Annotated in this window: 20 protein-coding genes; 12 read left to right on the top strand and 8 right to left on the bottom strand. The window is 72.2% G+C overall.

Annotation, left to right across the window (positions count from 1 at the left end; genetic code table 11):
• Positions 1–94: 94 nt before the first annotated feature.
• Positions 95–838: a hypothetical protein gene (locus SXIM_RS07405; protein WP_053116125.1), complete on the bottom strand. Its 744-nt coding sequence runs from the start codon at positions 836–838 to the stop codon at positions 95–97.
• A gap of 235 nt (positions 839–1,073) precedes the next feature.
• Positions 1,074–1,340 (bottom strand): 30S ribosomal protein S20, encoded by a 267-nt coding sequence (gene rpsT / locus SXIM_RS07400; RefSeq protein WP_030725771.1) that lies wholly within the window; start codon positions 1,338–1,340, stop codon positions 1,074–1,076.
• A gap of 252 nt (positions 1,341–1,592) precedes the next feature.
• On the opposite strand from rpsT, the gene lepA reads away from it, so the two are divergent.
• Both lepA and SXIM_RS07390 read left to right on the top strand, forming a co-directional pair.
• Complete coding sequence (gene lepA / locus SXIM_RS07395; protein ID WP_030725774.1) at positions 1,593–3,449, top strand: translation elongation factor 4; 1,857 nt, start codon at positions 1,593–1,595, stop codon at positions 3,447–3,449.
• 106 nt (positions 3,450–3,555) lie between these two features.
• Positions 3,556–5,469: an AMP-dependent synthetase/ligase gene (locus tag SXIM_RS07390; RefSeq protein WP_375877879.1), complete on the top strand. Its 1,914-nt coding sequence runs from the start codon at positions 3,556–3,558 to the stop codon at positions 5,467–5,469.
• A gap of 26 nt (positions 5,470–5,495) precedes the next feature.
• Here SXIM_RS07390 and hemW read toward each other — a convergent pair whose 3' ends face one another.
• Genes hemW through SXIM_RS07375 form a run of 3 tightly spaced genes read right to left on the bottom strand, consistent with a single transcriptional unit; the run spans position 5,496 to position 8,282 of the window.
• Positions 5,496–6,737, bottom strand: a complete 1,242-nt coding sequence (gene hemW, locus SXIM_RS07385) for a radical SAM family heme chaperone HemW (RefSeq protein WP_030725780.1) — start codon at positions 6,735–6,737, stop codon at positions 5,496–5,498.
• 16 nt (positions 6,738–6,753) lie between these two features.
• The gene (locus SXIM_RS07380; RefSeq protein WP_046723344.1) at positions 6,754–7,596 is read right to left on the bottom strand and encodes a DUF3097 domain-containing protein; all 843 of its coding nucleotides are present in this window, start codon (positions 7,594–7,596) and stop codon (positions 6,754–6,756) included.
• 5 nt (positions 7,597–7,601) lie between these two features.
• Entirely contained in the window at positions 7,602–8,282 is a 681-nt protein-coding gene (locus SXIM_RS07375; protein WP_030725784.1) for an MBL fold metallo-hydrolase, read from the bottom strand.
• A gap of 189 nt (positions 8,283–8,471) precedes the next feature.
• On the opposite strand from SXIM_RS07375, the gene hrcA reads away from it, so the two are divergent.
• From hrcA to SXIM_RS07360, 3 genes are read left to right on the top strand one after another with little or no spacing between them, the layout of a single operon-like run.
• The gene (hrcA, locus tag SXIM_RS07370; RefSeq protein ID WP_030725787.1) at positions 8,472–9,488 is read left to right on the top strand and encodes a heat-inducible transcriptional repressor HrcA; all 1,017 of its coding nucleotides are present in this window, start codon (positions 8,472–8,474) and stop codon (positions 9,486–9,488) included.
• On the top strand, positions 9,489–10,631 hold the full coding sequence (gene dnaJ / locus SXIM_RS07365; RefSeq protein WP_030725791.1) for a molecular chaperone DnaJ: 1,143 nt from the start codon (positions 9,489–9,491) through the stop codon (positions 10,629–10,631). It begins immediately after the preceding gene.
• Positions 10,632–10,652: 21 nt separating this feature from the next.
• The gene (locus SXIM_RS07360; RefSeq protein ID WP_046723342.1) at positions 10,653–11,399 is read left to right on the top strand and encodes a 16S rRNA (uracil(1498)-N(3))-methyltransferase; all 747 of its coding nucleotides are present in this window, start codon (positions 10,653–10,655) and stop codon (positions 11,397–11,399) included.
• A 66-nt stretch (positions 11,400–11,465) separates the two neighbouring features.
• Here the strand turns inward: SXIM_RS07360 and SXIM_RS07355 are convergent, their stop codons facing one another.
• Positions 11,466–11,576, bottom strand: coding sequence for a methionine/alanine import family NSS transporter small subunit (locus tag SXIM_RS07355; RefSeq protein WP_078846859.1), 111 nt, complete (start codon positions 11,574–11,576; stop codon positions 11,466–11,468).
• Positions 11,573–13,108 (bottom strand): sodium-dependent transporter, encoded by a 1,536-nt coding sequence (locus SXIM_RS07350; protein ID WP_046723340.1) that lies wholly within the window; start codon positions 13,106–13,108, stop codon positions 11,573–11,575. Before SXIM_RS07350 ends, SXIM_RS07355 begins: the two co-directional genes overlap by 4 nt.
• Positions 13,109–13,241: 133 nt before the next feature.
• Here SXIM_RS07350 and SXIM_RS07345 point away from each other — a divergent pair, with 133 nt between their 5' ends.
• The 4 genes from SXIM_RS07345 to SXIM_RS07330 are packed head-to-tail and all read left to right on the top strand — an operon-like array spanning position 13,242 to position 19,272.
• Positions 13,242–16,409 carry a S41 family peptidase gene (locus SXIM_RS07345; protein WP_046723338.1) on the top strand — a complete coding sequence of 1,056 codons (3,168 nt, stop codon included), beginning with the start codon at positions 13,242–13,244 and terminating at the stop codon, positions 16,407–16,409.
• A 44-nt stretch (positions 16,410–16,453) separates the two neighbouring features.
• Positions 16,454–16,834, top strand: a complete 381-nt coding sequence (locus SXIM_RS07340) for a histidine triad nucleotide-binding protein (RefSeq protein ID WP_046723336.1) — start codon at positions 16,454–16,456, stop codon at positions 16,832–16,834.
• Entirely contained in the window at positions 16,821–17,726 is a 906-nt protein-coding gene (locus SXIM_RS07335) for a ribonuclease Z (protein ID WP_030725806.1), read from the top strand. Before SXIM_RS07340 ends, SXIM_RS07335 begins: the two co-directional genes overlap by 14 nt.
• 19 nt (positions 17,727–17,745) lie before the next feature.
• Positions 17,746–19,272, top strand: a complete 1,527-nt coding sequence (locus SXIM_RS07330) for a glycoside hydrolase family 43 protein (RefSeq protein ID WP_030725809.1) — start codon at positions 17,746–17,748, stop codon at positions 19,270–19,272.
• Positions 19,273–19,382: 110 nt separating this feature from the next.
• Here SXIM_RS07330 and SXIM_RS07325 read toward each other — a convergent pair whose 3' ends face one another.
• The gene (locus tag SXIM_RS07325; RefSeq protein WP_046723335.1) at positions 19,383–20,708 is read right to left on the bottom strand and encodes a 6-phospho-beta-glucosidase; all 1,326 of its coding nucleotides are present in this window, start codon (positions 20,706–20,708) and stop codon (positions 19,383–19,385) included.
• Positions 20,709–20,759: 51 nt separating this feature from the next.
• Between SXIM_RS07325 and SXIM_RS07320 the strand changes: the two genes are divergently transcribed.
• The 3 genes from SXIM_RS07320 (at position 20,760) to ybeY (ending at position 23,579) form a co-directional block, all read left to right on the top strand.
• Entirely contained in the window at positions 20,760–21,932 is a 1,173-nt protein-coding gene (locus SXIM_RS07320) for a carbohydrate kinase family protein (RefSeq protein WP_078635111.1), read from the top strand.
• Positions 21,933–22,021: 89 nt separating this feature from the next.
• The gene (locus SXIM_RS07315; RefSeq protein WP_030725818.1) at positions 22,022–23,068 is read left to right on the top strand and encodes a PhoH family protein; all 1,047 of its coding nucleotides are present in this window, start codon (positions 22,022–22,024) and stop codon (positions 23,066–23,068) included.
• Between the two features lie 13 nt (positions 23,069–23,081).
• On the top strand, positions 23,082–23,579 hold the full coding sequence (ybeY, locus tag SXIM_RS07310; RefSeq protein ID WP_030725821.1) for an rRNA maturation RNase YbeY: 498 nt from the start codon (positions 23,082–23,084) through the stop codon (positions 23,577–23,579).
• Positions 23,580–23,596 lie beyond the last annotated feature (17 nt).

Genomic DNA, 23,596 nt, shown 5'->3' with positions numbered 1-23,596 from the left:
GCCCGGGCCCGTTCCCTGTCGGTCTCCGTGGAGCAGGCCGTTCCCGGCCGGGCCCGGGGGAGGCGCGGCCCCGCGAAGATCCACCGCGGACGGCCTACTCCCTGAGCGCGGCCAGCGTGCTCTCGGTGGCGGAGCGCAGCATCCCGGTGACCCGGCGGGGATCCACCAGCTCCGCGTACTCCGGGGTGTCCAGGTAGGCGTTCCAGGTCACGCTGGCCTGGAACCAGCCGTCCCGCACGGCCAGGATCACCCAGTCGAGTTCGTCCGCGTCATTGGTGCGGGTGACGAGGTACGCCTCCTGGCCGAGCCCCGACAGCTCCTCCACGGTGTACGCGAAGCCGTCGTCGCCGTACTGCTCGAAGAACCGGTAGGAGTCGGCGAACTCGGGCGCGGGGTCGCTTCCCCGGTGCCAGCTCGCGTCGTAGGTCACATACGCGGAGTTGTAGTCGTCGTCGCCGATCGGGGCGAGGGTGAAGTCGCACGTCCCGATCGCGAGCGTGTCGCCGTCGAAGGAGCGGGCCAGCGGCTCGGAGTCCAGCTCGTAGTCGTCCTCGAAGGCCGAGATGTCCGCCGCCGCGCACAGGTCGTCGGCGAAGGCGTAGCCGGCCAGATCGGGCTTGTCGTCGCCGCCGAGCGCACCGGTGGCGAACAGCACACCGCCCCAGGCGGCCGAGGCGAGCAGCACGCCGCCGATCCCCCACAGCCAGCCGGGGACGCCACCGCTCCTGCCGCCCGGCGCGGGAGCGGGCGGCGGCGGATACGGGGAGTACCCCGCGCCGTACGGGTTCGGCTGCTGCGGCTGCATGTAGGGATGGGGCGAGCCCCCCGGTATGGACATGAGCGGTAACCTACCGCCTCCATGCCGAAGGCCCCAGACCGTTCCCGGGGAAGGGGAGGATCCAGGGCCTTCGGAACGCTGCCGCTGTACATGTGCCGTACAGGCCGTACGTCGGGCGCCGCGTCCGCGTGGCGAACGTTGGACAACGCGGCGCTCGGGACCGTCCGGGGCGGAGAGAGGGGCCGCCTTGCCCGGGAGCCGGTGGGGACGTACGAGAAGCGGAGAGGTGAAGGGGTCAGCCCTTGAGCGCGTTGACCTGGGTGGCCAGCGCGGACTTCTTGTTGGCCGCGTTGTTCTTGTGCAGCACGCCCTTGCTGACGGCCTTGTCGAGCTTGCGGGAGGCGACCTTGTACGAGGCCTCCGCCTTCTCGACGTCGCCGCTGGCGACGGCCTCACGGGCGGCGCGGACGGCGGTCTTCAGCTCGGACTTGACCGCCTTGTTGCGCAGCCGCGCCTTCTCGTTGGTCGTGATCCGCTTGATCTGGGACTTGATGTTCGCCACGAAGGAGCCTCTACAGATTCGCTACAGGTTTTGATGTGCTTTCCGTGTCCGCCGGGTCCGCCAGCAGACACAGTGGGCCAGCTTACCAGCGCCCCCGTACGGTCCCGTAGGCTTCCATGGGCTGCCTCCGGGCCGGACGAAGGACAATGGCCCGGCCCCCCGCGCCGCGGCGGTCACCGCGTGCGGCTCCCGCAGGGCGCCAAGAGCATCACGACATCACCGAGACATTGAAGAAAGTGCAGGTCAGAGTACGTGCATCTGCCCGGTAACACGGATTCGGCACTGATCCGCAACTTCTGCATCATCGCCCACATCGACCACGGCAAGTCGACGCTCGCCGACCGGATGCTACAGCTGACCGGGGTCGTCGAGCAGCGGCAGATGCGCGCCCAGTACCTCGACCGGATGGACATCGAGCGCGAGCGCGGCATCACGATCAAATCACAGGCCGTCCGGATGCCCTGGAGTTCGGAGAACACCGGCGGCACCTCGCACGTCCTGAACATGATCGACACCCCGGGGCACGTGGACTTCACCTACGAGGTCTCCCGTTCCCTGGCCGCCTGTGAGGGCTGTGTCCTGCTGGTGGACGCCGCGCAGGGCATCGAGGCGCAGACGCTCGCCAACCTCTACCTGGCGATGGAGAACGACCTCACCATCATCCCGGTGCTCAACAAGATCGACCTGCCGGCCGCCCAGCCCGAGAAGTTCGCCGCCGAGCTGGCCCATCTCATCGGCTGCGAGCCCTCCGACGTGCTGAAGGTCTCCGCCAAGACCGGCGAGGGCGTGACCGAACTGCTGGACGAGGTGGTGCGCCAGGTGCCCGCCCCCGTCGGGCAACTCGACGCCCCGGCCCGCGCGATGATCTTCGACTCGGTGTACGACGCGTACCGGGGCGTCGTCACCTACGTCAAGGTCGTCGACGGCCGGCTCGGCAAGCGTGAGCGCATCGCCATGATGTCCACCGGCGCCACCCACGAACTGCTGGAGATCGGTACCAACTCGCCGGAGATGACCGCCTCCGACGGGCTCGCGGTCGGCGAGGTCGGCTACCTCATCACCGGGGTGAAGGACGTCCGCCAGTCGAAGGTCGGCGACACCGTCACCCAGCAGCGCGGCGGTGCCACCGAGGCGCTGGGCGGCTACAAGGACCCCAAGCCGATGGTGTTCTCCGGGCTGTATCCGCTGGACGGCTCCGACTACCCCGATCTGCGCGACGCCCTCGACAAGCTCCAGCTGAACGACGCCGCCCTGGTGTACGAGCCGGAGACCTCCGCCGCCCTGGGCTTCGGCTTCCGGGTCGGTTTCCTGGGGCTGCTGCACCTGGAGGTCATCCGTGAGCGCCTGGAGCGCGAGTTCGATCTCTCCCTGATCGCGACCGCCCCCAGCGTCGTCTACCAGGTGACCATGGAGGACGGCTCGCAGCACACGGTCACCAACCCCAGCGAGTACCCCACCGGCAAGGTCGCCGAGGTGCGCGAGCCGGTGGTCCGCGCCACCCTCATCGCCCCGAACGAGTTCGTCGGCGCGATCATGGAGCTGTGCCAGAGCCGGCGCGGCGCGATGCAGGGCATGGACTACCTCTCCGAGGACCGGGTCGAACTGCGCTACACCCTCCCGCTGGCCGAGATCGTCTTCGACTTCTTCGACGCGCTGAAGTCCAAGACCCGCGGCTACGCCTCGCTGGACTACGAGCCCACCGGGGAGCAGCCCTCCCAGCTGGTGAAGGTCGACATCCTGCTGCACGGTGACCCGGTCGACGCGTTCTCGGCGATCGTGCACAAGGACAAGGCGTACGCGTACGGCGTCAAGATGGCCTCCAAGCTGCGCGAGCTCATCCCGCGCCAGCAGTTCGAGGTGCCCATCCAGGCCGCCATCGGCTCGCGCGTGATCGCGCGCGAGACGGTGCGCGCGATCCGCAAGGACGTGCTCTCCAAGTGCTACGGCGGTGACATCTCGCGCAAGCGCAAGCTGCTGGAGAAGCAGAAGGAGGGCAAGAAGCGCATGAAGATGGTGGGCCGGGTGGAGGTTCCGCAGGACGCCTTCATCGCCGCGCTGTCCTCCGACTCCGACGGCGCGGGCGGCGCCGACGGGAAGAACAAGAAGTAAAGCGAGGTGTGGGCGTTACGGGCCTTACGCCCGGGAGGGTTGGCCCGTAATCTGATCGTCCCAAGTTACCCATGAGTTACTCATCAGTCACCCATGTGTCGCCCGCATGGGCGCGGGACCGGAGGAAGCCGTGAGCGAGCAGCAGCACCAGTCGATCGAGAACCGTCCACCGTCCCTGGCGCAGCTGTTCCTCGACCGTGTGGCCGCCACCCCGGACCGGGAGGCGTACCGCTACCCCGTCCCGCCGGCCTCCGGCACCGGACCGGCCGACTGGGCCTCCTACACCTGGGCCCAGGCCGCCGACCGGGTCTTCGCCATCTCCGCCGGGCTGATGGACCTCGGGGTGCGCCCGCAGGAGCGCGTCGCCATCGCCTCCACCACCCGCGTGGACTGGATCCTGTCCGACCTGGGCGTGATGTGCGCCGGGGCGGCCACCACCACCATCTACACGCAGACCAACGCCGACGAGACCGCGTACATCCTCGCCGACTCCGGCAGCAAAATCCTGATCGCGGAGGACGCCGAGCAACTGGCCAAGGCGCGCGAGCGCCGCGCCGAGCTGACCGCCCTCGAACACGTCGTGGTGATCGAGGACGCCGACGCGGTGCCCGCCGAGGGCGACCCCGAGGGCTGGGTGCTCTCCCTGTCGGACCTCGCCGAGCGCGGCGCCGCCTACCTCGACAAGCACCCCGAGGCCGTCAAGGAGGCCGTGGCCGCGCTGCGCCCCGAGCAGCTGGCCACCCTCATCTACACCTCGGGCACCACCGGCAGACCCAAGGGCGTCCGGCTCAGGCAGGACACCTGGTCGTACATGGGGTACGCGATCGAGGCCATCAACCTGCTGCGCTCCGACGACGTGCAGTACCTGTGGCTGCCGCTGGCGCACATCTTCGGCAAGGTGCTGATCTCGGCCCACGTGAAGGTCGGCCATGTCAGCGCGGTGGACGGCCGCGCCGACAAGATCGTGGAGAACCTGCCGGTGGTCCGGCCCACCTACATGGCCGCCGTGCCCCGCATCTTCGAGCGGGTCTACAACGGCGCGCAGGCCAAGGCGCGCGCGGGCGGCGCCGCCAAGCTGAAGATCTTCGAGTGGGCGGCGCGCACGGCCGTGGAGTACGCGAAGGTCTCGCAGGAGAACTACCGGCGCACCGGCTCCGCGTCCGTGCCCTTCGCCCTGTCGGCGCGGCACAAGGTGGCCGACACCCTCGTCTACGCGAAGCTGCGCACCGCCATGGGCGGCAACCTGCGCGGTACGGTCTCGGGCTCGGCCGCGCTGGCCCCCGACATCGGCTACTTCTTCTCCGGCGCCGGGATCCACATCCTGGAGGGCTACGGGCTGACCGAGTCCGCCGCGGCGAGCTTCGTGAACCCCGAGGTCGGCTACCGCACCGGGACGGTCGGCAAGGCGCTGCCCGGCTGCGAGGTGCGCATCGCGGAGGAGGACGGCGAGATCCTGCTGCGCGGCCCGGGGATCATGGAGGGCTACCACGGCAAGCCGGAGCTGACCGCGGAGGTCCTGGAGGAGGACGGCTGGTTCCACACCGGGGACATCGGTGAGCTGTCCGACGACGGCTATCTGAAGATCACCGACCGCAAGAAGGACCTGTTCAAGACCTCGGTCGGCAAGTACGTGGCGCCCACCGAGATCGAGGGGCGCTTCAAGGCGGTCTGTCCCTACGTCTCCAACGTGCTCGTCATCGGCGCGGACCGGAAGTTCTGCTCCGCGCTGATCGGCCTGGACGAGGCGATGATCCTGGGCTGGGCGGCCGAGAACGGCATGGCCGGCACGACGTACGCCCAGGTCATGGCCGACCCGCGCACCCGTGAGCTCATCGACGGGTACGTGGGGCAGCTCAACGAGGGCCTCCAGCGCTGGCAGACCATCCGGCAGTTCCGGCTGCTGCCCCGCGACCTCGATGTGGAGCACGGGGAGCTGACGCCGAGCCTGAAGATGAAGCGGCCGGTCGTCGAGGGCGAGTACAAGGAACTGATCGACGAGATGTACGCCCCGCGCACCTGAGGCGCGGGGCGCCGCGAGGCGGTGCGTCAGTCGATCAGGTCGCGGACCAGCGCGTCGGCCAGCAGGCGGCCCTTGAGGGTGAGGGCCGCCCGGCCGGCGTCGTGGGCCGCCGGGTCCAGCAGGCCGTCCGCCAGCGCGCGGGCGGCCGCCGCCGTTCCGGCCTCGCGCAGCAGCGTCAGCTCGCAGCCGGCCACCAGGCGCAGCTCCAGCAGGATGCGCTCCACGCGCCGGTCCTCCGCAGACAGCAGCTCGCGCCCGGCACCGGGGGAGCGGCCGGCGGCCAGCGCCCGCGTGTACGCGGCGGGGTGCTTCACGTTCCACCAGCGGACCCCGCCCACGTGGCTGTGGGCGCCGGGCCCGGCGCCCCACCAGTCGGCGCCCGTCCAGTACAGCTCGTTGTGCCGGCAGCGCGCGGCCTCCGAAGTGGCCCAGTTGGACACCTCGTACCAGCCGAATCCGGCCGCCGAAAGGGTCTCCTCGGCGATCAGGTAGCGGTCCGCGTGCACGTCGTCGTCCGTCATCGGGATCTCGCCGCGCCGCACCCGCCCGGCGAGCCGGGTGCCCTCCTCGACGATGAGCGAGTACGCCGAGACGTGGTCGGGCCCGGCGGCCACCGCCGCCTCCAGCGTGCCGCGCCAGTCCGCGTCGGACTCGCCGGGGGTGCCGTAGATCAGGTCGAGATTGACGTGCGCGAACCCGGCGGCGCGGGCCTCGGCCACGCACGCCTCGGGGCGGCCGGGGGTGTGGGTGCGCTCCAGGATGTTCAGTACGTGAGGGCTGGCGCTCTGCATGCCGAAGGAGATCCTGTTGAAGCCGGCCGCGCGCAGCTCCGCCAGGTAGGCGGGGTCCACCGAGTCCGGGTTGGCCTCGGTGGTCACCTCGGCGTCCGGCGCCAGTCCGAACTCCTCGCGCACGGCGCCCAGCATCGCGCCGAGATCGGCGGCCGGCAGCAGGGTGGGGGTGCCGCCGCCGACGAAGACCGTCGACACCGGGCGCGGGTCGTCGCCCAGCACCTTGCGGGCCAGCCGGATCTCCTCGGCGAGGGTCGCCGCGTAGTTCTCCCGGGAGGCGATCGCCCCGTCCGCGCCGCGCAGCTCGGCGGCGGTGTAGGTGTTGAAGTCGCAGTAGCCGCAGCGGGTGGCGCAGTACGGCACGTGCAGGTAGAACGCGAGCGGCCGGCCGGCGGCCCCGGTCAGGGCGGCGGCGGGCAGCGAGCCGTCCTCGGGGACGGGCTCGCCATCGGGCAGGACGGAGGGCATGCCCTCCATTGTCCGGCATCCGTGCTCAGGGCACCGGGCCGCCCACCGTGACGTGGTCGATCAGGTGTTCCACCGGGCCCAGCAGGGTGGGCTCCAGGTCGCGGAAGCTGTGCACCTTCCCCAGGATGTGCTGCCAGGCGGCGCCGGTGTTGGCCGGCCAGCCCAGGGCGCGGCACACCCCCGTCTTCCAGTCCTGGCCGCGCGGCACCCGCGGCCAGGCGGCGATGCCCACCGAGGACGGCTTGACCGCCTCCCAGATGTCGATGAACGGGTGGCCCACGATCAGCACGTTCGGGTCCGTCACGCTGGCCGCGATCCGGGACTCCTTGGACCCCGGCACCAGATGGTCCACCAGCACCCCGAGCCGGGCGTCGGCACTCGGCCCGAACTCCCGGACGATCGCCGGGAGGTCGTCGATGCCCTCCAGATACTCGACGACCACCCCCTCGATCCGCAGGTCATCGCCCCAGACCTTCTCCACCAGCTCCGCGTCGTGGCGCCCCTCCACATAGATCCGCCCGGCGCGCGCCACCCGGGCCCGCGCCCCGGGGACCGCCACCGAGCCGGAGGCGGTCCGCGCCGGCCCCGACGCGGGACGGGAGCCGGCCGGCCTGGGCAGGGTCAGCGTCACCGGATTGCCCTCCAGCAGGAAGCCGCGCGGCTCCAGCGGGAACACCCGCCGCTTGCCGAACCGGTCCTCCAGCGTCACCGTCGGCCCCTGCGCCGTCTTCTCGCAGCGGATCACCGCCCCGCAGTACCCGGTGCCGGCCTCCTCCACCACGAGACCGGGCTCGGCCGGCACCTCGGGGACGGGGGCGGACCGCTTCCACGGCGGGGTCAGGTCGGGGCCGTACTCTCTGCTGCGCATGGCCGTCATTGTGCCCCGGCGCGTGCGGCGAGAAAGGCGCGCTGGGCGCGTACGAACGCGGCGTCCACCACCGCGCCGTGCCCCGGAACGTACCGGGCCCGCGGGCCGCCCAGCTCCAGCAGCCGGTCCAGCGCGGCGGGCCAGGCGGCCGGGTCGGCGTCGGGCCCGGCCTGCGGCTCGCCCGACTCCTCCACCAGGTCGCCGCAGAAGACGATGTCGTCCACCTTCACCACCATGTCGTGGGGGGTGTGCGCGGGGCCCAGCCGCGCCACCGACACGGTGCGCCCGCCCCCCAGGTACAGAGACAGCCGCGATTCCACCGGCTGAGTCCGTACCTCCGCCAGCGCCGCCGCGCCCTGCGCCGCCTCCGCCTCCGGCATCCCGTGCCGTACCGCGTCCGCCGCCAGCTCCGCCGGATCGCCCAGCTCCCCGTACACCCGTGCCCCGGGGTAACCGCCGGCCCCGAGGACGTGATCGAAGTGCGGATGGGTCAGCACCACCCAGCGCACCGGCAGTCCCAGCAGGCCGCGCAGCTCCGCCCGGATCGCCCCGGCCGCGTCCGGGGAGGGGCCCGCGTCCACCAGCAGCACCCCGCGCGCGCCCGCGATCGCGCCCACCGTCTCGTCCCAGCCGGGCAGCCGGATCCGCAGTACGCCCGGGGCAAGCTCTTCCCAAGAGGTCTCCACAGTGCGAAGTTAACGTCACGGAGCGGGGCATGCTCTGCCTTACGGGGCTACTCCCGCGATACCGTCGGGCGGTCGCGCTTTCCCTGGCCTTGCTACCCGGCCGTACACTGGACCAGGGATTGGCACTCGGAGTGGATGAGTGCCAGGACGGTACTGACGGGAATGCGGCCGGACGGGAGGTGTCGCTGCATGCTCAGTGAACGCAGACTGGAAGTGCTGCGGGCCATCGTCCAGGACTATGTCGGCACCGAGGAGCCGGTGGGTTCCAAGGCGCTGACGGAGCGGCACAACCTCCAGGTGTCCCCGGCGACGGTGCGCAACGACATGGCGGCGCTGGAGGAGGAGGGCTACATCGCCCAGCCCCACACCAGCGCCGGACGGGTGCCCACCGACAAGGGCTACCGGCTGTTCGTCGACAAGCTCGCCGACGTCAAGCCGCTGACCACCGCCGAGCGGCGCGCCATCTCCAGCTTCCTGGAGGGCGCCGTCGACCTCGACGACGTCGTGGGCCGTACGGTGCGGCTGCTGGCCACGCTCACCCGGCAGGTCGCCGTGGTGCAGTACCCCTCGCTGAGCCGCTCCACGGTGCGGCACGTCGAACTGCTCTCGCTGGCCCCGGCCCGGGTGATGCTGGTGCTGATCACCGACACCGGGCGGGTCGAGCAGCGCATGGTGGACTGCCCCGCGCCGTTCGGGGAGACCTCGCTGGCCGACCTGCGGGCCCGGCTGAACAGCCGGATCGTGGGCGAGCGCTTCGCCGAGGTGCCCCGGCTGGTGCAGGACCTGCCCGAGTCCTTCGACAGTGAGGACCGGGGCACGGTGTCCACGGTGCTGTCCACCCTGCTGGAAACCCTGGTCGAGGAGACCGAGGAACGCCTGGTCATCGGCGGCACCGCCAATCTGACCCGGTTCGGCCAGGACTTCCCGCTGACGATCCGGCCGGTGCTGGAGGCGCTGGAGGAGCACGTGGTGCTGCTCCGGCTGCTCGGCGAGGCCAAGGACACGGGTATGACCGTGCGCATCGGGCATGAGAACGCTCATGAGGGGCTGACCTCCACATCGGTCGTGGCGGTCGGCTACGGTTCCGGTAACGAGGCGGTCGCGAAACTCGGCGTGGTCGGACCGACCCGCATGGACTACCCCGGAACGATGGGAGCGGTGCGCGCAGTGGCACGGTACGTCGGACAGATCCTCGCGGAGAATTAGGTGGCGACGGACTACTACGCGATCCTGGGCGTGCAGCGTGATGCCTCACAGGACGAGATCAAGAAGGCCTTCCGCAGACTGGCGAGGGAGCTGCACCCGGATGTGAATCCGGACCCCAAGACCCAGGAGCGGTTCAAGGAGATCAACACCGCCTACGAGGTGCTCTCCGACCCGCAGAAGAAACAGATGTACGACCTCGGCGGGGACCCGATGGGTCCCGGCGGCGGGGCGGGCGCTGCGGGATTCGGCGGGGCGGCCGGGTTCGGGAACTTCTCGGACATCATGGACGCCTTCTTCGGCACCGCCCAGCAGCGGGGCCCGAAGTCGCGCACCCGGCGCGGCCAGGACGCCATGATCCGGCTGGAGATCGACCTCAAGGAGGCGGCCTTCGGCACGACCAAGGAGATCCAGGTCGACACCGCCACCGTGTGCAACACGTGCAACGGTGAGGGCGCCGCGCCCGGTACCTCCGCTCAGACGTGTGACATGTGCCGGGGCCGGGGCGAGGTCTCGCAGGTCACCCGCTCCTTCCTGGGGCAGGTCATGACCTCGCGGCCGTGTCCGCAGTGCCAGGGCTTCGGCACGGTCGTCCCGACCCCGTGCCCCGAGTGCGCGGGCGACGGCCGGGTACGGTCGCGGCGCACGCTCACGGTGAAGATCCCGGCCGGTGTCGACAACGGCACCCGCATCCAGCTGGCGGGCGAGGGCGAGGTCGGTCCCGGTGGCGGCCCGGCCGGCGACCTGTACGTGGAGATCCGCGAGAGCGCGCATCCGGTCTTCCAGCGGCGCGGAGACGATCTGCACTGCACGGTCACCATCCCGATGACGGCCGCCTCGCTCGGCACCAAGGTGCCGCTGGAGACGCTGGACGGCACGGAGGAGGTCGACATCCGGCCCGGGACGCAGTCCGGCCAGTCGATCCCGCTGCACGGCCGGGGTGTGACGCATCTGCGCAGCAACGGGCGCGGTGATCTGGTGGTCCATGTCGAGGTGCAGACTCCGTCGAAGCTCGACCCCGAGCAGGAGGAGCTGCTGCGGCGGCTGGCGAAGCTCCGGGGTGAGGAGCGGCCGCTCGGTCAGTTTCAGCCGGGGCAGCAGGGCCTCTTCTCGCGGCTGAAGGACGCCTTCAACGGCCGTACCTAGGAAAGGCGTTACGGAAGAACGATGACGGCTCCGGTCTTTGTGACGGACGGACCGCTGACGGGGGCACGGGCGGGTTCCTCGCTGACCCTGGACGGCGCCGAGGGCCGGCACGCGGTGTCGGTGCGGCGGCTGCGGGTGGGCGAGGAGGTCGTCCTCACCGACGGCGCGGGCACCGGCGCCGCCGGCACGGTCGCCGCCGTCGAGGGCAAGGACCGGCTGGTGGTGACGGTGGACGCGGTCCGCTCCGAGCCGCCGGCCGCCCCCCGGATCACGGTGGTGCAGGCCCTGCCGAAGGGTGACCGCGGCGAAGTGGCCGTGGAGACCATGACCGAGACGGGTGTGGACGCGATCGTGCCCTGGGCCGCCGCCCGCTGCATCACGCAGTGGAAGGCCGAGCGGGGCGCGAAGTCCCTGGGCAAGTGGCGGGCGACCGCCCGCGAGGCCGCCAAGCAGTCCCGGCGGCTGTGGATCCCGGAGGTCGGCGAGCCGATGGGGACGGCGGCGGTGGCGAAGCTGCTGGCGGGCGCGGCGTTCGCCGGGGTGCTGCACGAGTCGGGCACCGAACCGCTGGCCGCCGTGCCGCTGCCTGTCGAGGGGGACATTGTCCTGGTGGTGGGCCCCGAGGGCGGGGTCGCGCCGCAGGAGCTGGAGGCGTTCGCGGCGGCCGGGGCGCGGCCGTATCGGCTGGGGCCGACCGTGCTGCGCACCTCCACGGCCGGGACGGCGGCGGCGGCGCTGCTGCTGACCAGGACCGGCCGCTGGGGCTGAATCCTCTTCACACGCCGGAGGCCGCCGTCCTTCTCGGGACGGCGGCCTCCGGCGTGTGTACGGGTGTCAGTCCTCCGGGTGCTCCGGGTGCCGGACCAGCTTGACGACGGCGCCGATCAGGCCGCCCCAGACGATGATCATCGCGACGGTCATCATGATGATGGCTCCGGTGCTCATCGCGGATCTCCCTTCGTCAGCAGGTCATGGTCATCGGTGAGAGCCGGGCTCGGCCGCCGCCACGGGATGAGGGAGAGCACGATGCCGACGACGAGTGCCGCCAGGGCCACACCCCAGCCCGCGTAGAGCAGGAACGAGGTGGGGAGCTCGCCGTAGTTCTCCTGGAACTCGTGCACCAGGCTGTCGATCATCATCCAGCCGAGCACCACGGGGGTGACGACGCCCAGGCAGATCTTCCACCAGCGGCCCAGCAGGATGGAGGAGGTGCCGTCCGCGTTCCGCTGGAGGGCGGGAAGTTTGCGGCTGATCCAGCTCACCATGATCAGCAGCACCAGAGCGGCCAGCGCGATGCCGTACTGGTTGATGAAGTGATCGGCGGCGTCCAGGAAGTACAGGCCCCCGTTGGTGGAGAACAGGGCGATCGACACCACGCCGGTGGCGCCGCCGACCGTGAGGACCGCCTGGGTGCGGCTGATCCCGGTACGGTCCTCCACCGCCGCGACGATCACCTGGACGATGCTGATGAGCGAGGTCAGTCCGGCGATCACCAGCGAGCCGAAGAACAGCACGCCGAACGCCTGGCCGAACCACATCTCGGAGATCACCTGCGGGAAGGCGATGAAGGCCAGTCCGACGCCTTGGCTGGCCACCTCGTTGACTCCGACGCCCGACTGGGCCGCCATGAAGCCGAGCGTCGCGAAGACGCCGATGCCGGCCAGGATCTCGAAGGAGCTGTTGGCGAAGCCGGCCACCATCGCGGACCCGGTGAGGTCGGAGCGGCGGTTGAGGTACGAGGCGTAGGTGATCATGATGCCGAACCCGATGGACAGCGAGAAGAAGATCTGTCCGTAGGCCGCGACCCAGACACTGCCGTTGGTGAGCGCTCCCCAGTCGGGTGCGAACAGGGCGTTCAGCCCGTCCGCGGCGCCCTCCAGCGTCACGGCACGGATCACCAGCACGACGAAGAAGGCCACCAGCAGCGGGATGAAGATCTTGTTGGCGCGCTCGATCCCGCGCCGGACCCCGAGGGCCAGGATGATCAGCGTGATGATCCAGATGCCGATCAGCGGGACGGCCACCCCGGGCACGAAGGCGCTGATGGTCCCCGGCTCGTCGGCGATCTTCAGGAAGTCGTTGAAGAAGAAACCGTTCGGGTCGTCTCCCCACGCCCTGGTGAAGGAGAAGCCGACATAGCGCACCGACCAGGCCAGGATCACGGCGTAGTAGGTGGCGATCACGAAACAGATCGCCACCTGCCACCAGCCGATCGCCTGGGTGGGGCGGTACAGCGCGCGCAGTGCGGCGGGTGGTGAGGCGCGGTATTTGCGGCCGATCGTGTATTCGAGGATCAGCAGCGGAATTCCGGCGGTGAGCAGCGCGATGAGATAGGGCAGCAGAAAAGAGCCGCCACCATTGTCAAAGGCGACTTTGGGGAATCGCCAGATGTTCCCCAGTCCGATGGCTGACCCGATCGCGGCCATGAGGAACCCGGCTCGGGTTCCCCATTGTTCGCGAGGCGGCTGGTCGGTCATGTGTCGAGCGTCCTTATCGTCCCGGTACAACTGCGCGAACCGTACCAGTGTGATGAAAGTACGGCATCAGGAGTCCAGTCAGAGGACGGAAGAGGTGGTGACACCAGGGGTGCGGGCGACTACGGTCCGGTGAATGACCCTGCCTTTCTACGCACGATTTCCGCATGTGTACGGAGAACTGGTGGCCTTCGTCGCCGAGGACGATGTGTGGGTCGCCCCGCTGAGCGCCGGCGGGACGGCCAGAGCCCGGCGGATCAGCACCGACCACGCCCCCGCCAACCACCCCCGGATATCCCCGGACGGCAGCCGGGTCGCCTGGACCTCGTGGCGGGACGGCACCCCCGAGATCTATGTGGCGCCGGTCGACGGCGGCCCGGCCAACCGCCTCACCTGGTGGGGCCACCCCGAGACCTCGGTACGCGGCTGGTGCGGCCCCGACGAGGTACTGGCGATCAGCGGCGTGGGTCAGCCCGACTTCCGCTGGACCTGGGCCCGGGCGGTGCCACTGGCCGGCGGACCGGCCCGCACCCTCCCGTACGGCTCGGTGGGCGCCGTGGCGTACGGAGCCGACGGCGGCGTCCTGCTGCGCTCCGGGCGCATGGGGCGCGGCCGCGACGCATCGGCGTGGAAGCGCTACCGGGGCGGCGCGGCCGGCAAGCTGTGGATCGACCGCACCGGGGACGGCGACTTCGAGCGGATCCACGCGGACCTCGACGGCGCCATCGAATACCCGCTGTGGCAGGGCGAGCGCATCGCCTTCCTCTCCGACCACGAGGGCACCGGCGCCCTGTACTCCTCCCTCCCCGACGGCACCGGACTGCGCCGGCACACCCCGCTGGGCGGGGCCTATGCCCGGCACGCGGCGGGCGACGGCGTCCGGGTGAGCTACGCCGCGCACGGCGAGCTGTGGCTGCTGGACGACCTGGAGCCGGGCACCGAGCCGTACCGCCCGGACATCACCCTCGGCGGCCCGCGCACCGGCCGCCGCCCCCACCACCCGGCCGCTGCCGACCACCTCGCGGCCGCCGCCCCCGACCACACCGGTGACGCCAGCCTGGTGGAGACCCGGGGCACCCTCCATCTGCTGCCGCACGGCCGGGGCCCCGCCCGGGCGCTGGCCGCCGAGCCGGGCGTCCGGGCCAGGCTGCCGCTGATCACCGGGGACCGCGCGCTGTGGATCACCGACGCCGACGGCGCGGAAGCACTGGCCGTCCGCCCCACCGGACCCGGGGCGGACGGCACCGCGCCCACCCTCATCGGCGCGGGCGAACTCGGCCACGTCCTCGAACTCGCCGCCTCACCGGACGGGCGGCTCGCCGCCCTCGCCCTCCTGGACGGCCGGCTGCTCCTGGCCGACCTGGACCGGGAGACCGTGCGCGAACTGGACAGCGGCCCGCACGGCCCCGTCACCGGCCCGGTGTTCTCACCCGACTCGGCCTGGCTGGCCTGGTCCCACCCGGGCAAGGAGCCGCTGCGGCAGCTCAGGCTGGCCCGGCTCGCCGACGCCACCGTCATCGAGGCCACGCCGCTGCGGTTCCGCGACTACGCGCCCGCCTTCACCCGCGACGGCCGGCACCTCGCCTTCCTGTCCGAGCGCAGCTTCGAGCCGGTCTACGACGCCCATGTCTTCGAGGTGTCCTTCCCGGTGGCCGCCCGGCCCCACCTGCTCACCCTGGCCGCCGACATCCCCTCGCCGCTCGGACCGGTCCCCCCGGCACCCGCCCTGGGCACCCACGAGGTCCAGGTGGACCCCGAGGGCCTGGACCAGCGCGTGGAGCCGTTTCCGGTACCGGCCGGACGCTACAGCGGACTGTGCGCGTACGACGGCGGCGTGCTGTGGCTCGCCCACCCCGTCACCGGCTTCGACGGCACCTGGATCTCCCTCGGCGAACCGCCCGAGCCCCGGCAGACGCTGCACCGCTTCCCGCTCGACGGCGCGGACGACGCGACGGCCGAGGAGATCGCCACCGGCGTCGCCTCCGCCACCGTCAGCGGCGACGGACGGCACGCCGTCCTGCACACCGGGGACGGGCTGTGCGTCCTGCCGCTCACCGGCGACGGCGGACCCGAGCGCGCCCCCGACCTGAACCGCATCCGGCTCACCGTCGACCCCGCCGCCGAATGGCGCCAGATGTACGACGAAGCCGGCCGGCTCATGCGCCTGCGGTTCTGGCGCACCGACATGTCGGGCGTCGACTACGCCGCCCAACTGGCCCGCTACCGGCCTCTGCTGGAGCGGATCGGCAGCCACGACGACCTGATGGACGTGCTGTGGGAGGTGCAGGGCGAACTCGGCACCTCGCACGCCTACGTCATCCCCGCCGCCCCCAAGCCCGTCCGCCCCCAGGGCTGGCTGGGCGCCGACCTGGCACGGGGGGAGGACGGCCGCTGGCGGGTGACGCGCGTGCTGCCCGCCGAGCCCTCCGACCCGCGCGCCCGCTCCCCGCTGGCCGCGCCCGGAGTGGCGGTCCGCGCGGGCGACGCCGTCACCGCCGTCGACGGCCGTCCCGTGGACCCGGTGACGGGCCCGGCACCGCTGCTGGAAGGCACGGCGGGGCGGCCCGTCCAGCTGACCGTGGCGCCGGCGGACGGCGGTCCCGTACGCCATCCCGTGGTCGTCCCGCTGCCCGACGAGGAGCCGCTGAGGTACCACGACTGGGTGGCCGGGCGGCGCGCCGAGGTGGCCGAACGCTCCGGCGGCCGGCTCGGCTATCTGCACATCCCCGACATGATGGAGGGCGGCTGGGCCCAGCTCCACCGCGACCTGCGGCTGGAGACCGCACGCGAGGGCCTGGTGGTGGACGTCCGGGGCAACCGCGGCGGCCACACCTCCCAGCTCGTGGTGGAACGGCTGGCCCGCCGGGTGCTGGGCTGGGAGTTCCCGCGCGGCCGGGAGAGCCACACCTATCCGGCGCACGCCCCGCGCGGGCCGCTGGCGGTGCTCGCCGACGAGTACTCCGGCTCGGACGGCGACAAGATCAACGCGGCGGTGCGGCTGCTGGGCCTCGGGCCCGTGATCGGCGTCCGCACCTGGGGCGGGCTGATCGGCCTGGGCGGGCGCCCCCGGCTCGCCGACGGCACCGGCGTCACCCAGCCCTCGTTCGCCTCCTGGCTGGAGGACGGCATCGGCTTCGGCGTGGAGAATCACGGCGTGGACCCCGATATCGAGGTGGTGCGCCGCCCGCAGGACTGGGCCACCGGTGCCGACCCGCAGCTGGCCGAAGCCGTACGGCACCTCCTGGCCGCACTCGCCGAGCGGCCCGCCTCCGTACCGCCCCAGGTCCCCGGCCGCGCCCGGTAGCATCCCGGGGAACGCACGACCAACGCACCGAGGAGAGCCCGGCGATGGCGGGAGAAGCCCAGGCGGACTGCCTGTTCTGCAAGATCGTGGCCGGGGAGGTGCCGGCGACCGTCGTCCGTGAGACACCGACGACGGTCGCCTTCCGGGACATCAACCCCCAGGCGCCCACCCACGTGCTCGTGGTGCCGCGCGCCCACCACCCCAACGCGGGCGCGCTGGCCGCCGCCGATCCCCAGCTGACGGCCGATGTGCTGCGCGAGACGGCGGAGGTCGCCGCGCAGGAGAAGATCGACGCCAGCGGCTACCGCGTGGTGCTCAACACCGGCGCGGGCGCCGGACAGACCGTCTTCCACGTGCACGCCCACGTGCTGGGCGGGCGCGGCTTCGAGTGGCCCCCGGGTAACCGGCACCATGTCCGTACGTGAACTGGTGGTGCTGGGCACCGCCAGCCAGGTGCCCACCCGGCGCCGCAACCACAACGGCTATCTGCTGCGCTGGGACGGCGAAGGGCTGCTGTTCGATCCGGGGGAGGGTACCCAGCGGCAGATGACGCACGCCGGGGTCTCCGCCACCGAGATCACCCGCATCTGTGTCAGCCACTTCCACGGCGACCACTCGCTCGGCCTGGCCGGGGTGATCCAGCGGATCAACGGCGACGGGGTGCCGCACCCGGTGCGCGCGCACTATCCCGCCAGTGGCCAGGTGTACTTCGAGCGGCTGCGGTACGCGACGGCCTATCAGGAGCGGGCCGTCATCGAGGAGCACCCGGTGCGCGAGGACGGCGTCCTGGACGCCGGGGAGCGCTTCACCCTGTCGGCGGCACGGCTCTCCCATCCGGTGGAGTCCTTCGGCTACCGGCTGGTGGAGCCGGACGGCCGCCGCATGCTGCCGCACCGGCTGGCGGCCGCCGGCATCCGCGGGGCCGAGGTACGGCGGTTGCAGCAGGAGGGCGAACTGCGCGGGGTGCGCCTTGAGGAGATGAGCGAGGAACGGCCGGGACAGCGGTTCGCGTTCGTCATGGACACCCGGCTGTGCGACGGGGTGTACACCCTCGCCCAGGGCTGCGACCTGCTGGTCATCGAGGCCACGTTCCTCGACGAGGACGCCGCTCTCGCCGAGAGGTACGGCCATCTGACGGCCGGTGAGGCGGGCGCCGTGGCGGCGCGGTGCGGCGTACGGCACCTGGTGCTGACGCACTTCTCGCAGCGCTACCCCGACCCGGCCCCGCTCGGGGCGCAGGCCCGCGCGGCGGGGTTCACGGGCGAACTGACGGTGGCCGAGGACCTGGACCGGATCCCGGTTCCCAGACGGCCGTGACCCATGAGAAAGGTGCCCCATGAAGGCGACGGCTGACGGTTGGGCAGGCGGCACGTTCAGCAATCCGGTGATCCCCGGGTTCCATCCCGACCCCAGCATCTGCCGGGTCGGCGAGGACTACTACCTCGTCTGCTCCAGCTTCGAGTACTTCCCCGGGGTGCCGGTCTTCCACAGCAAGGACCTGGTGCACTGGGAGCAGATAGGCAACGTCATGGAGCGCCCGGCCCAGCTGCGGCTGCCGGACACCGCGCCCTCCTCCGGAGGCGTGTACGCGCCGACGCTCCGGCACCACGACGGCCGGTTCTGGCTGATCACCACGGATGTCTCGCACGACGGCAATGTGCTCTTCAGCGCCACCGACCCGGCCGGGCCCTGGTCGGACCCGGTGCGGCTGCCCGGAGTGAAGGGCATCGACCCCGACCTGGCGTGGGACGAGGACGGCCGCTGCTGGGTCACCACGGCCGGGATCAGCCAGATCTGCATCGACCCCGGCACCGGGCAGACGATCGGCGCGCCGCGGCGGCTGTGGTCCGGCACGCCCGGGGCCAAGGCCCCCGAGGCGCCGCACCTGTACCGCATCGGTGACCACTGGTACCTGCTGATCGCCGAGGGCGGTACGGAACGGGGCCACGGCATCTCGATCGCCCGCGGGCCCGCGCCGTACGGGCCGTTCGAGCCCTGCCCGGACAACCCGGTGCTCAGCCACCGCAGCACCGATCTGGAGATCCAGAACACCGGGCACGGGGATCTCGTCCAGGCCCCGGACGGGTCGTGGTGGCTGGTGTTCCTGGGGGTGCGGCCCGGCGGCGGCAGCCCCGGCTGGCACGTGCTGGGCCGCGAGACCTTCCTGGCGCCGGTGACCTGGACGGATGGGGGTTGGCCGGTGATCGGCGCGGCCACCCCGGCGATGGCGGCACCGCCGTGGCCGCCGCGGCCGGTGCCCGCGCCGCCGGCCAGGGACGACTTCGACGCCGCGCGGCTGCACCCGCACTGGCTGTCGGTGCGCTCCCGGCCCGAGGGGTACTTCTCGACCACGGAGCGGCCGGGCTGGCTGACGCTGCGGGCGCGCGGCGCGTCGCTGGACGACCAGGCCGTGACGTTCGCGGGCCGCCGTCAGCAGGATCGTTCCTGCCGGGCGCGCACGCTCATCGATCCGGGGGTCGGGCTCGGCGGGCTCGCGGTGCGGCTGGACGAGCGGCACCACTACGCGGTCGAGGCGGCGGGCACCGGCACGGTACGCGTGGTCGCGCGGATCGGGCCGCTGCGGCAGACGCTGGGCGAGCGGCGGGTGCCGGCCGGCCCGGTCACCCTGCGGATCGACATCAGCGCGCCGACGGAGACCTGGGACCCCCGGCAGGGCCCCGACGTGCTGCGGCTCGGGGTGGAGGGGCCGGACGGCGAGCTGGAGGTGCTGGCCGAGCTGGACGGCCGCTATCTGTCCACCGAGGTGGCGGGCGGCTTCACCGGCCGGGTGATCGGTATGTACGCGGCGGAGGGCACGGTGCGCTTCGACTGGTTCGCACTCGAGGCCGGGGACAAGGAGTAGCCACCGGCCCCCGCGGGGTCGGTGATCACCGGGGCGGCGGTGCCCGCCGCCCCGGGGCGCCCGCGCACCCCGGGGTGGCGCCGGGTGCCGGGGCCGTCCGCGACCGGGCGTCAGCCGGACACCGGCCACCCGGCCGCCGCCAGGATGTGCCCGGCCGTGGCCGGGGAGTCCACCAGCGGGTGCAGCGCCAGGGCGCGCAGTGCGGCCTCCGGCGACCCGGTGGTGGCGGCGTCGATGGTGGCGCGCTCGACCGCCTTCAGCTGGAGCATCAGCCCGGTCTCCGCGAGCCCCGGGGAGATGACCGGCACCGGGTGGGCACCCTGGGCGTTCACCTCGCAGACCGTCTCGATGACGGCGTCCGGCGGCAGCCCGGGCAGCGTGCCGGCGTTGCGGACGTTGAGGATGAGACGGGTGGCGCGGTCGGTGGCGATGGCGCGCATCAGCGCCAGGGCCACCTGCTCGTAGCCGCCGCCGTCCAGGTCGCAGCTGTCGCGGGGTGCCGCGTCGCCGGCCGCCGCGCGGGCGTCGGCCCCGTAGGTCTCCTCTCGCTCCAGCCGGGTCCGCTCCCACCGGGCGTGCACTCTTTCCGGTGAATCCACCTCGGCCAGCGCCGCCTCGAAGAAGCCGTCCTGCTGCCGGGCCAGGAACGCGCCCCTGGTCTCCCGCGCGTCCCGCGCCGCGGCCAGGGTCTCGCGGCGGAAGTAGTAGTAGTGCAGGTACTCGTTGGGCAGCGTCCCCAGCGCGCGCAGCCAGCGGGCCCCGAACAGCCGGCCCTCCTCGAACGAGGCGAGCGCCGCCTCGTCCGCCAGCAGCCCCGGCAGCAGTTCCCGGCCGTGCAGGGTGAGCGAGTGCAGCCAGCCCAGGTGGTTGAGCCCGGTGTACCCGAAGCCGACCTCCGCCGGGTCGGCGCCCGCCGCCCGCGCCGCGCGCCGCACCAGGCCCACCGGCGAGTCGCAGATGCCGATCACCCGGTGGCCCAGCACCGCGGACATCGCCTCGGTGACCATCCCGGCCGGATTGGTGAAGTTGATGACCCACGCGCCGGGCGCCACCGCCGCGACCCGCTCGGCGATCCGCAGCGCCACGGGGACCGAGCGCAGCCCGTACAGCACCCCGCCGGCCCCGACCGTCTCCTGGCCCAGCACACCGGCCGCCAGCGGCACCCGCTCGTCCTCCACCCGGCCCCGCACCCCGCCCACCCGGATCGCCGAGAAGACGAAGTCGGCGCCGGCCAGGGCCTGGTCGAGATCGGTGGTCGCACGGACCCGTACGGAGGAGCCCTGCGCCGCCAGCACGGCCGCGATCACCCGCAGCCTCCCCGGGTCGGTGTCGTGCAGCGTCACCTCCGTGACCCGCGCCGGTCCGTCGTCGCCCAGCAGCGCACGGTATACCAGGGGGACGCGGAATCCGCCGCCGCCAATGATCGCCAGCCTCATGCACGGCAACGTACACGTACCGTGGAGGCACGTCCGTACCAGGAGCAGCAGGTGACCACCGACGACCAGACCCCACGACCGGGACCCCTGGGGCACGCGCTCGACCCGCTGGCGGGGCTGCGCCGGCCCGGTGATCCGGGCTGCGACGTGTATCTGACCGGGACCGTGTTCCTGGACATCATCTTCACCGGCCTGGACTCGGCGCCGGTGCGCGGCACCGAGTCCTGGGCGCGGGGCATGGGCTCCAGCCCGGGCGGGGTCGCCAACATGGCCACCGCGCTGGCCCGCCTGGGCCTGCGGACCTCGCTGGCGGCGGCGTTCGGGGACGACAAGTACGGCGAGTACTGCTGGGAGACGCTGGAGCGGGGCGAGGGCATCGACCTGGACGCCTCGTGGACGGTGCCGGGCTGGCACTCGCCGGTGACGGTGTCCATGGCGTACGAGGGCGAGCGCACGATGGTCTCGCACGGCCACGAGGCGCCGCTGCCCGGGGGAGGGGCCCCCGGGGTGCGCGGGGCACCGGCCGCCCGCTCCGCCGTCGCCTCGCTCAGCCCCGGGCAGCCGCAGGAGTGGATCGCCGCGGCGGCGGGCGGCGGCAGCCTGGTCTTCGCCGATGTGGGCTGGGACGACACCGGCGCCTGGGATCTGGCGGCACTGCCCGAGCTGGCGCACTGCGAGGCGTTCCTGCCCAACGCGCAGGAGGCCATGCGCTACACCCGCACCGAGTGCCCGCGCGCGGCGGCCAGGGCGCTGACCGAGCGGGTGCCGCTGGCCGTGGTCACGATGGGCGCCGAGGGCGCGTACGCGGCCGACGGCAGGACGGGGGAGACCGCCGAGGTCCCGGCGATCGTCGTGGAGGCGCTGGACACCACCGGGGCCGGGGACGTCTTCGTGGCCGGGTTCGTGACCGGGACGCTGGCCCGCTGGCCGCTCGCGGACCGTCTCGCGTTCGCGGGGCTGACCGCCGCGCTGTCGGTGCAGGAGTTCGGCGGCTCGCTGTCGGCGCCCGGCTGGGGCGAGATCGCGGCGTGGTGGCAGCGGCTGTGCTCGCTCACCCCGGCCGGCACCCCGATGGAGCGGGCGATGGAGCGGTACGCGTTCCTGGAGCGGCTGCTGCCCTGTTCCGCCCCGCCGTGGCCGCGCGCCCGCGCGGTGCCCACGCTGGGCTTCCGCGGCACGCCGGGCGCCGCCACCGTGGCGCAACGGGACGATCGCACTGCGTAATTCTCTAGGGTCTGTCCGCGCCGCGTCGTACCCTGGGATCCCGGAAGCCGAGGACTAGAGAGGGATGAGCTGGCCCATCCGGGCCGCCCATGACACAGACACCCACGCACCAGCCAGTGGCCCCGGCCACTGAGGCGACCGCCCGGTTCGCCGTTCCCGCCAAGCACCCGATGGTCACGGTGCTGGGCTCCGGCGACTCCCTGCTGCGGGTCATCGAGAAGTCGTTCCCCGCCACCGACATCCACGTCCGCGGCAACGAGATCACCGCCACCGGCGAGGCCACCGAGGTGGCGCTGATCCAGCGCCTGTTCGACGAGATGATGCTGGTGCTGCGCACCGGCCAGCCGCTGAGCGAGGACGCCGTGGAGCGCTCCATCGCGATGCTGCGCTCGGCGGACAACGGCGCCTCCGACGCCGCGGAGAGCCCCGCCGAGGTGCTCACCCAGAACATCCTGTCCAACCGGGGCAAGACCATCCGGCCCAAGACGCTGAACCAGAAGCGGTACGTGGACGCCATCGACCGGCACACGATCGTCTTCGGGATCGGCCCGGCCGGTACCGGCAAGACCTACCTCGCCATGGCCAAGGCGGTGCAGGCGCTCCAGTCCAAGCAGGTCAACCGGATCATCCTGACCCGCCCCGCCGTGGAGGCGGGCGAGCGGCTCGGGTTCCTGCCCGGCACGCTCTACGAGAAGATCGACCCGTATCTGCGCCCGCTGTACGACGCGCTGCACGACATGCTCGACCCCGACTCGATCCCGCGGCTGCTGAGCGCGGGCACGATCGAGGTCGCGCCGCTGGCGTACATGCGCGGCCGGACGCTGAACGACGCGTTCATCATCCTGGACGAGGCGCAGAACACCAGCCCCGAGCAGATGAAGATGTTCCTCACCCGGCTCGGGTTCGAATCCAAGATCGTCATCACGGGCGACGTCACCCAGGTGGACCTGCCCGGCACCAGCAAGAGCGGACTGCGGCAGGTGCAGGAGATCCTGGACGGGGTGCCGGACGTGCACTTCTCCCGGCTCACCAGCACCGACGTCGTACGGCACAAGCTGGTCGGCCGGATCGTGGACGCCTACGAGCGGTTCGACGAGCGCACGGGCGACAGCAGAAGCAACGGACAGGGAAAGTAGCCGCGACACCACCATGGCGATCGAGGTCAACAATGAATCCGGCCTGGAGATCGACGTGGCGGCGGTGCACGACATCGCCCGCTACGCGCTGAGCAGGATGCGGATCCACCCGCTGTCCGAACTGTCGGTCATCGCGATCGACGAGGAGGCCATGGAGGCCCTCCACATCCAGTGGATGGACCTCCCCGGCCCCACCGATGTGATGTCCTTCCCGATGGACGAACTGCGTCCGCCGGCCAAGGACGAGGAGGAGCCCGTCAAGGGGCTGCTCGGCGACATCGTGCTGTGCCCCCAGGTGGCGAAGACCCAGGGGGCCGCCGCGCCCACCGGGCACTCCATGGACGACGAGCTGCAACTGCTCACCGTCCACGGCGTGCTGCATCTGCTGGGATACGACCACGAGGTGCCCGACGAGCGGGCCGAGATGTTCGGCCTCCAGAAGGCCATCGTGGACGGCTGGCGCGCCGAGGCGGGGCTCTCCGGCCCCTCCCCGGCCCCGACGATCACCTGAGCGGGCGGGCAGACGCG

The sequence above is a fragment of the Streptomyces xiamenensis genome (assembly GCF_000993785.3).
GTDB lineage: Bacteria > Actinomycetota > Actinomycetes > Streptomycetales > Streptomycetaceae > Streptomyces > Streptomyces xiamenensis.
Note: the sequence above shows the minus strand (reverse complement) of the source record. Positions and strands in the feature narration are given on the sequence as shown.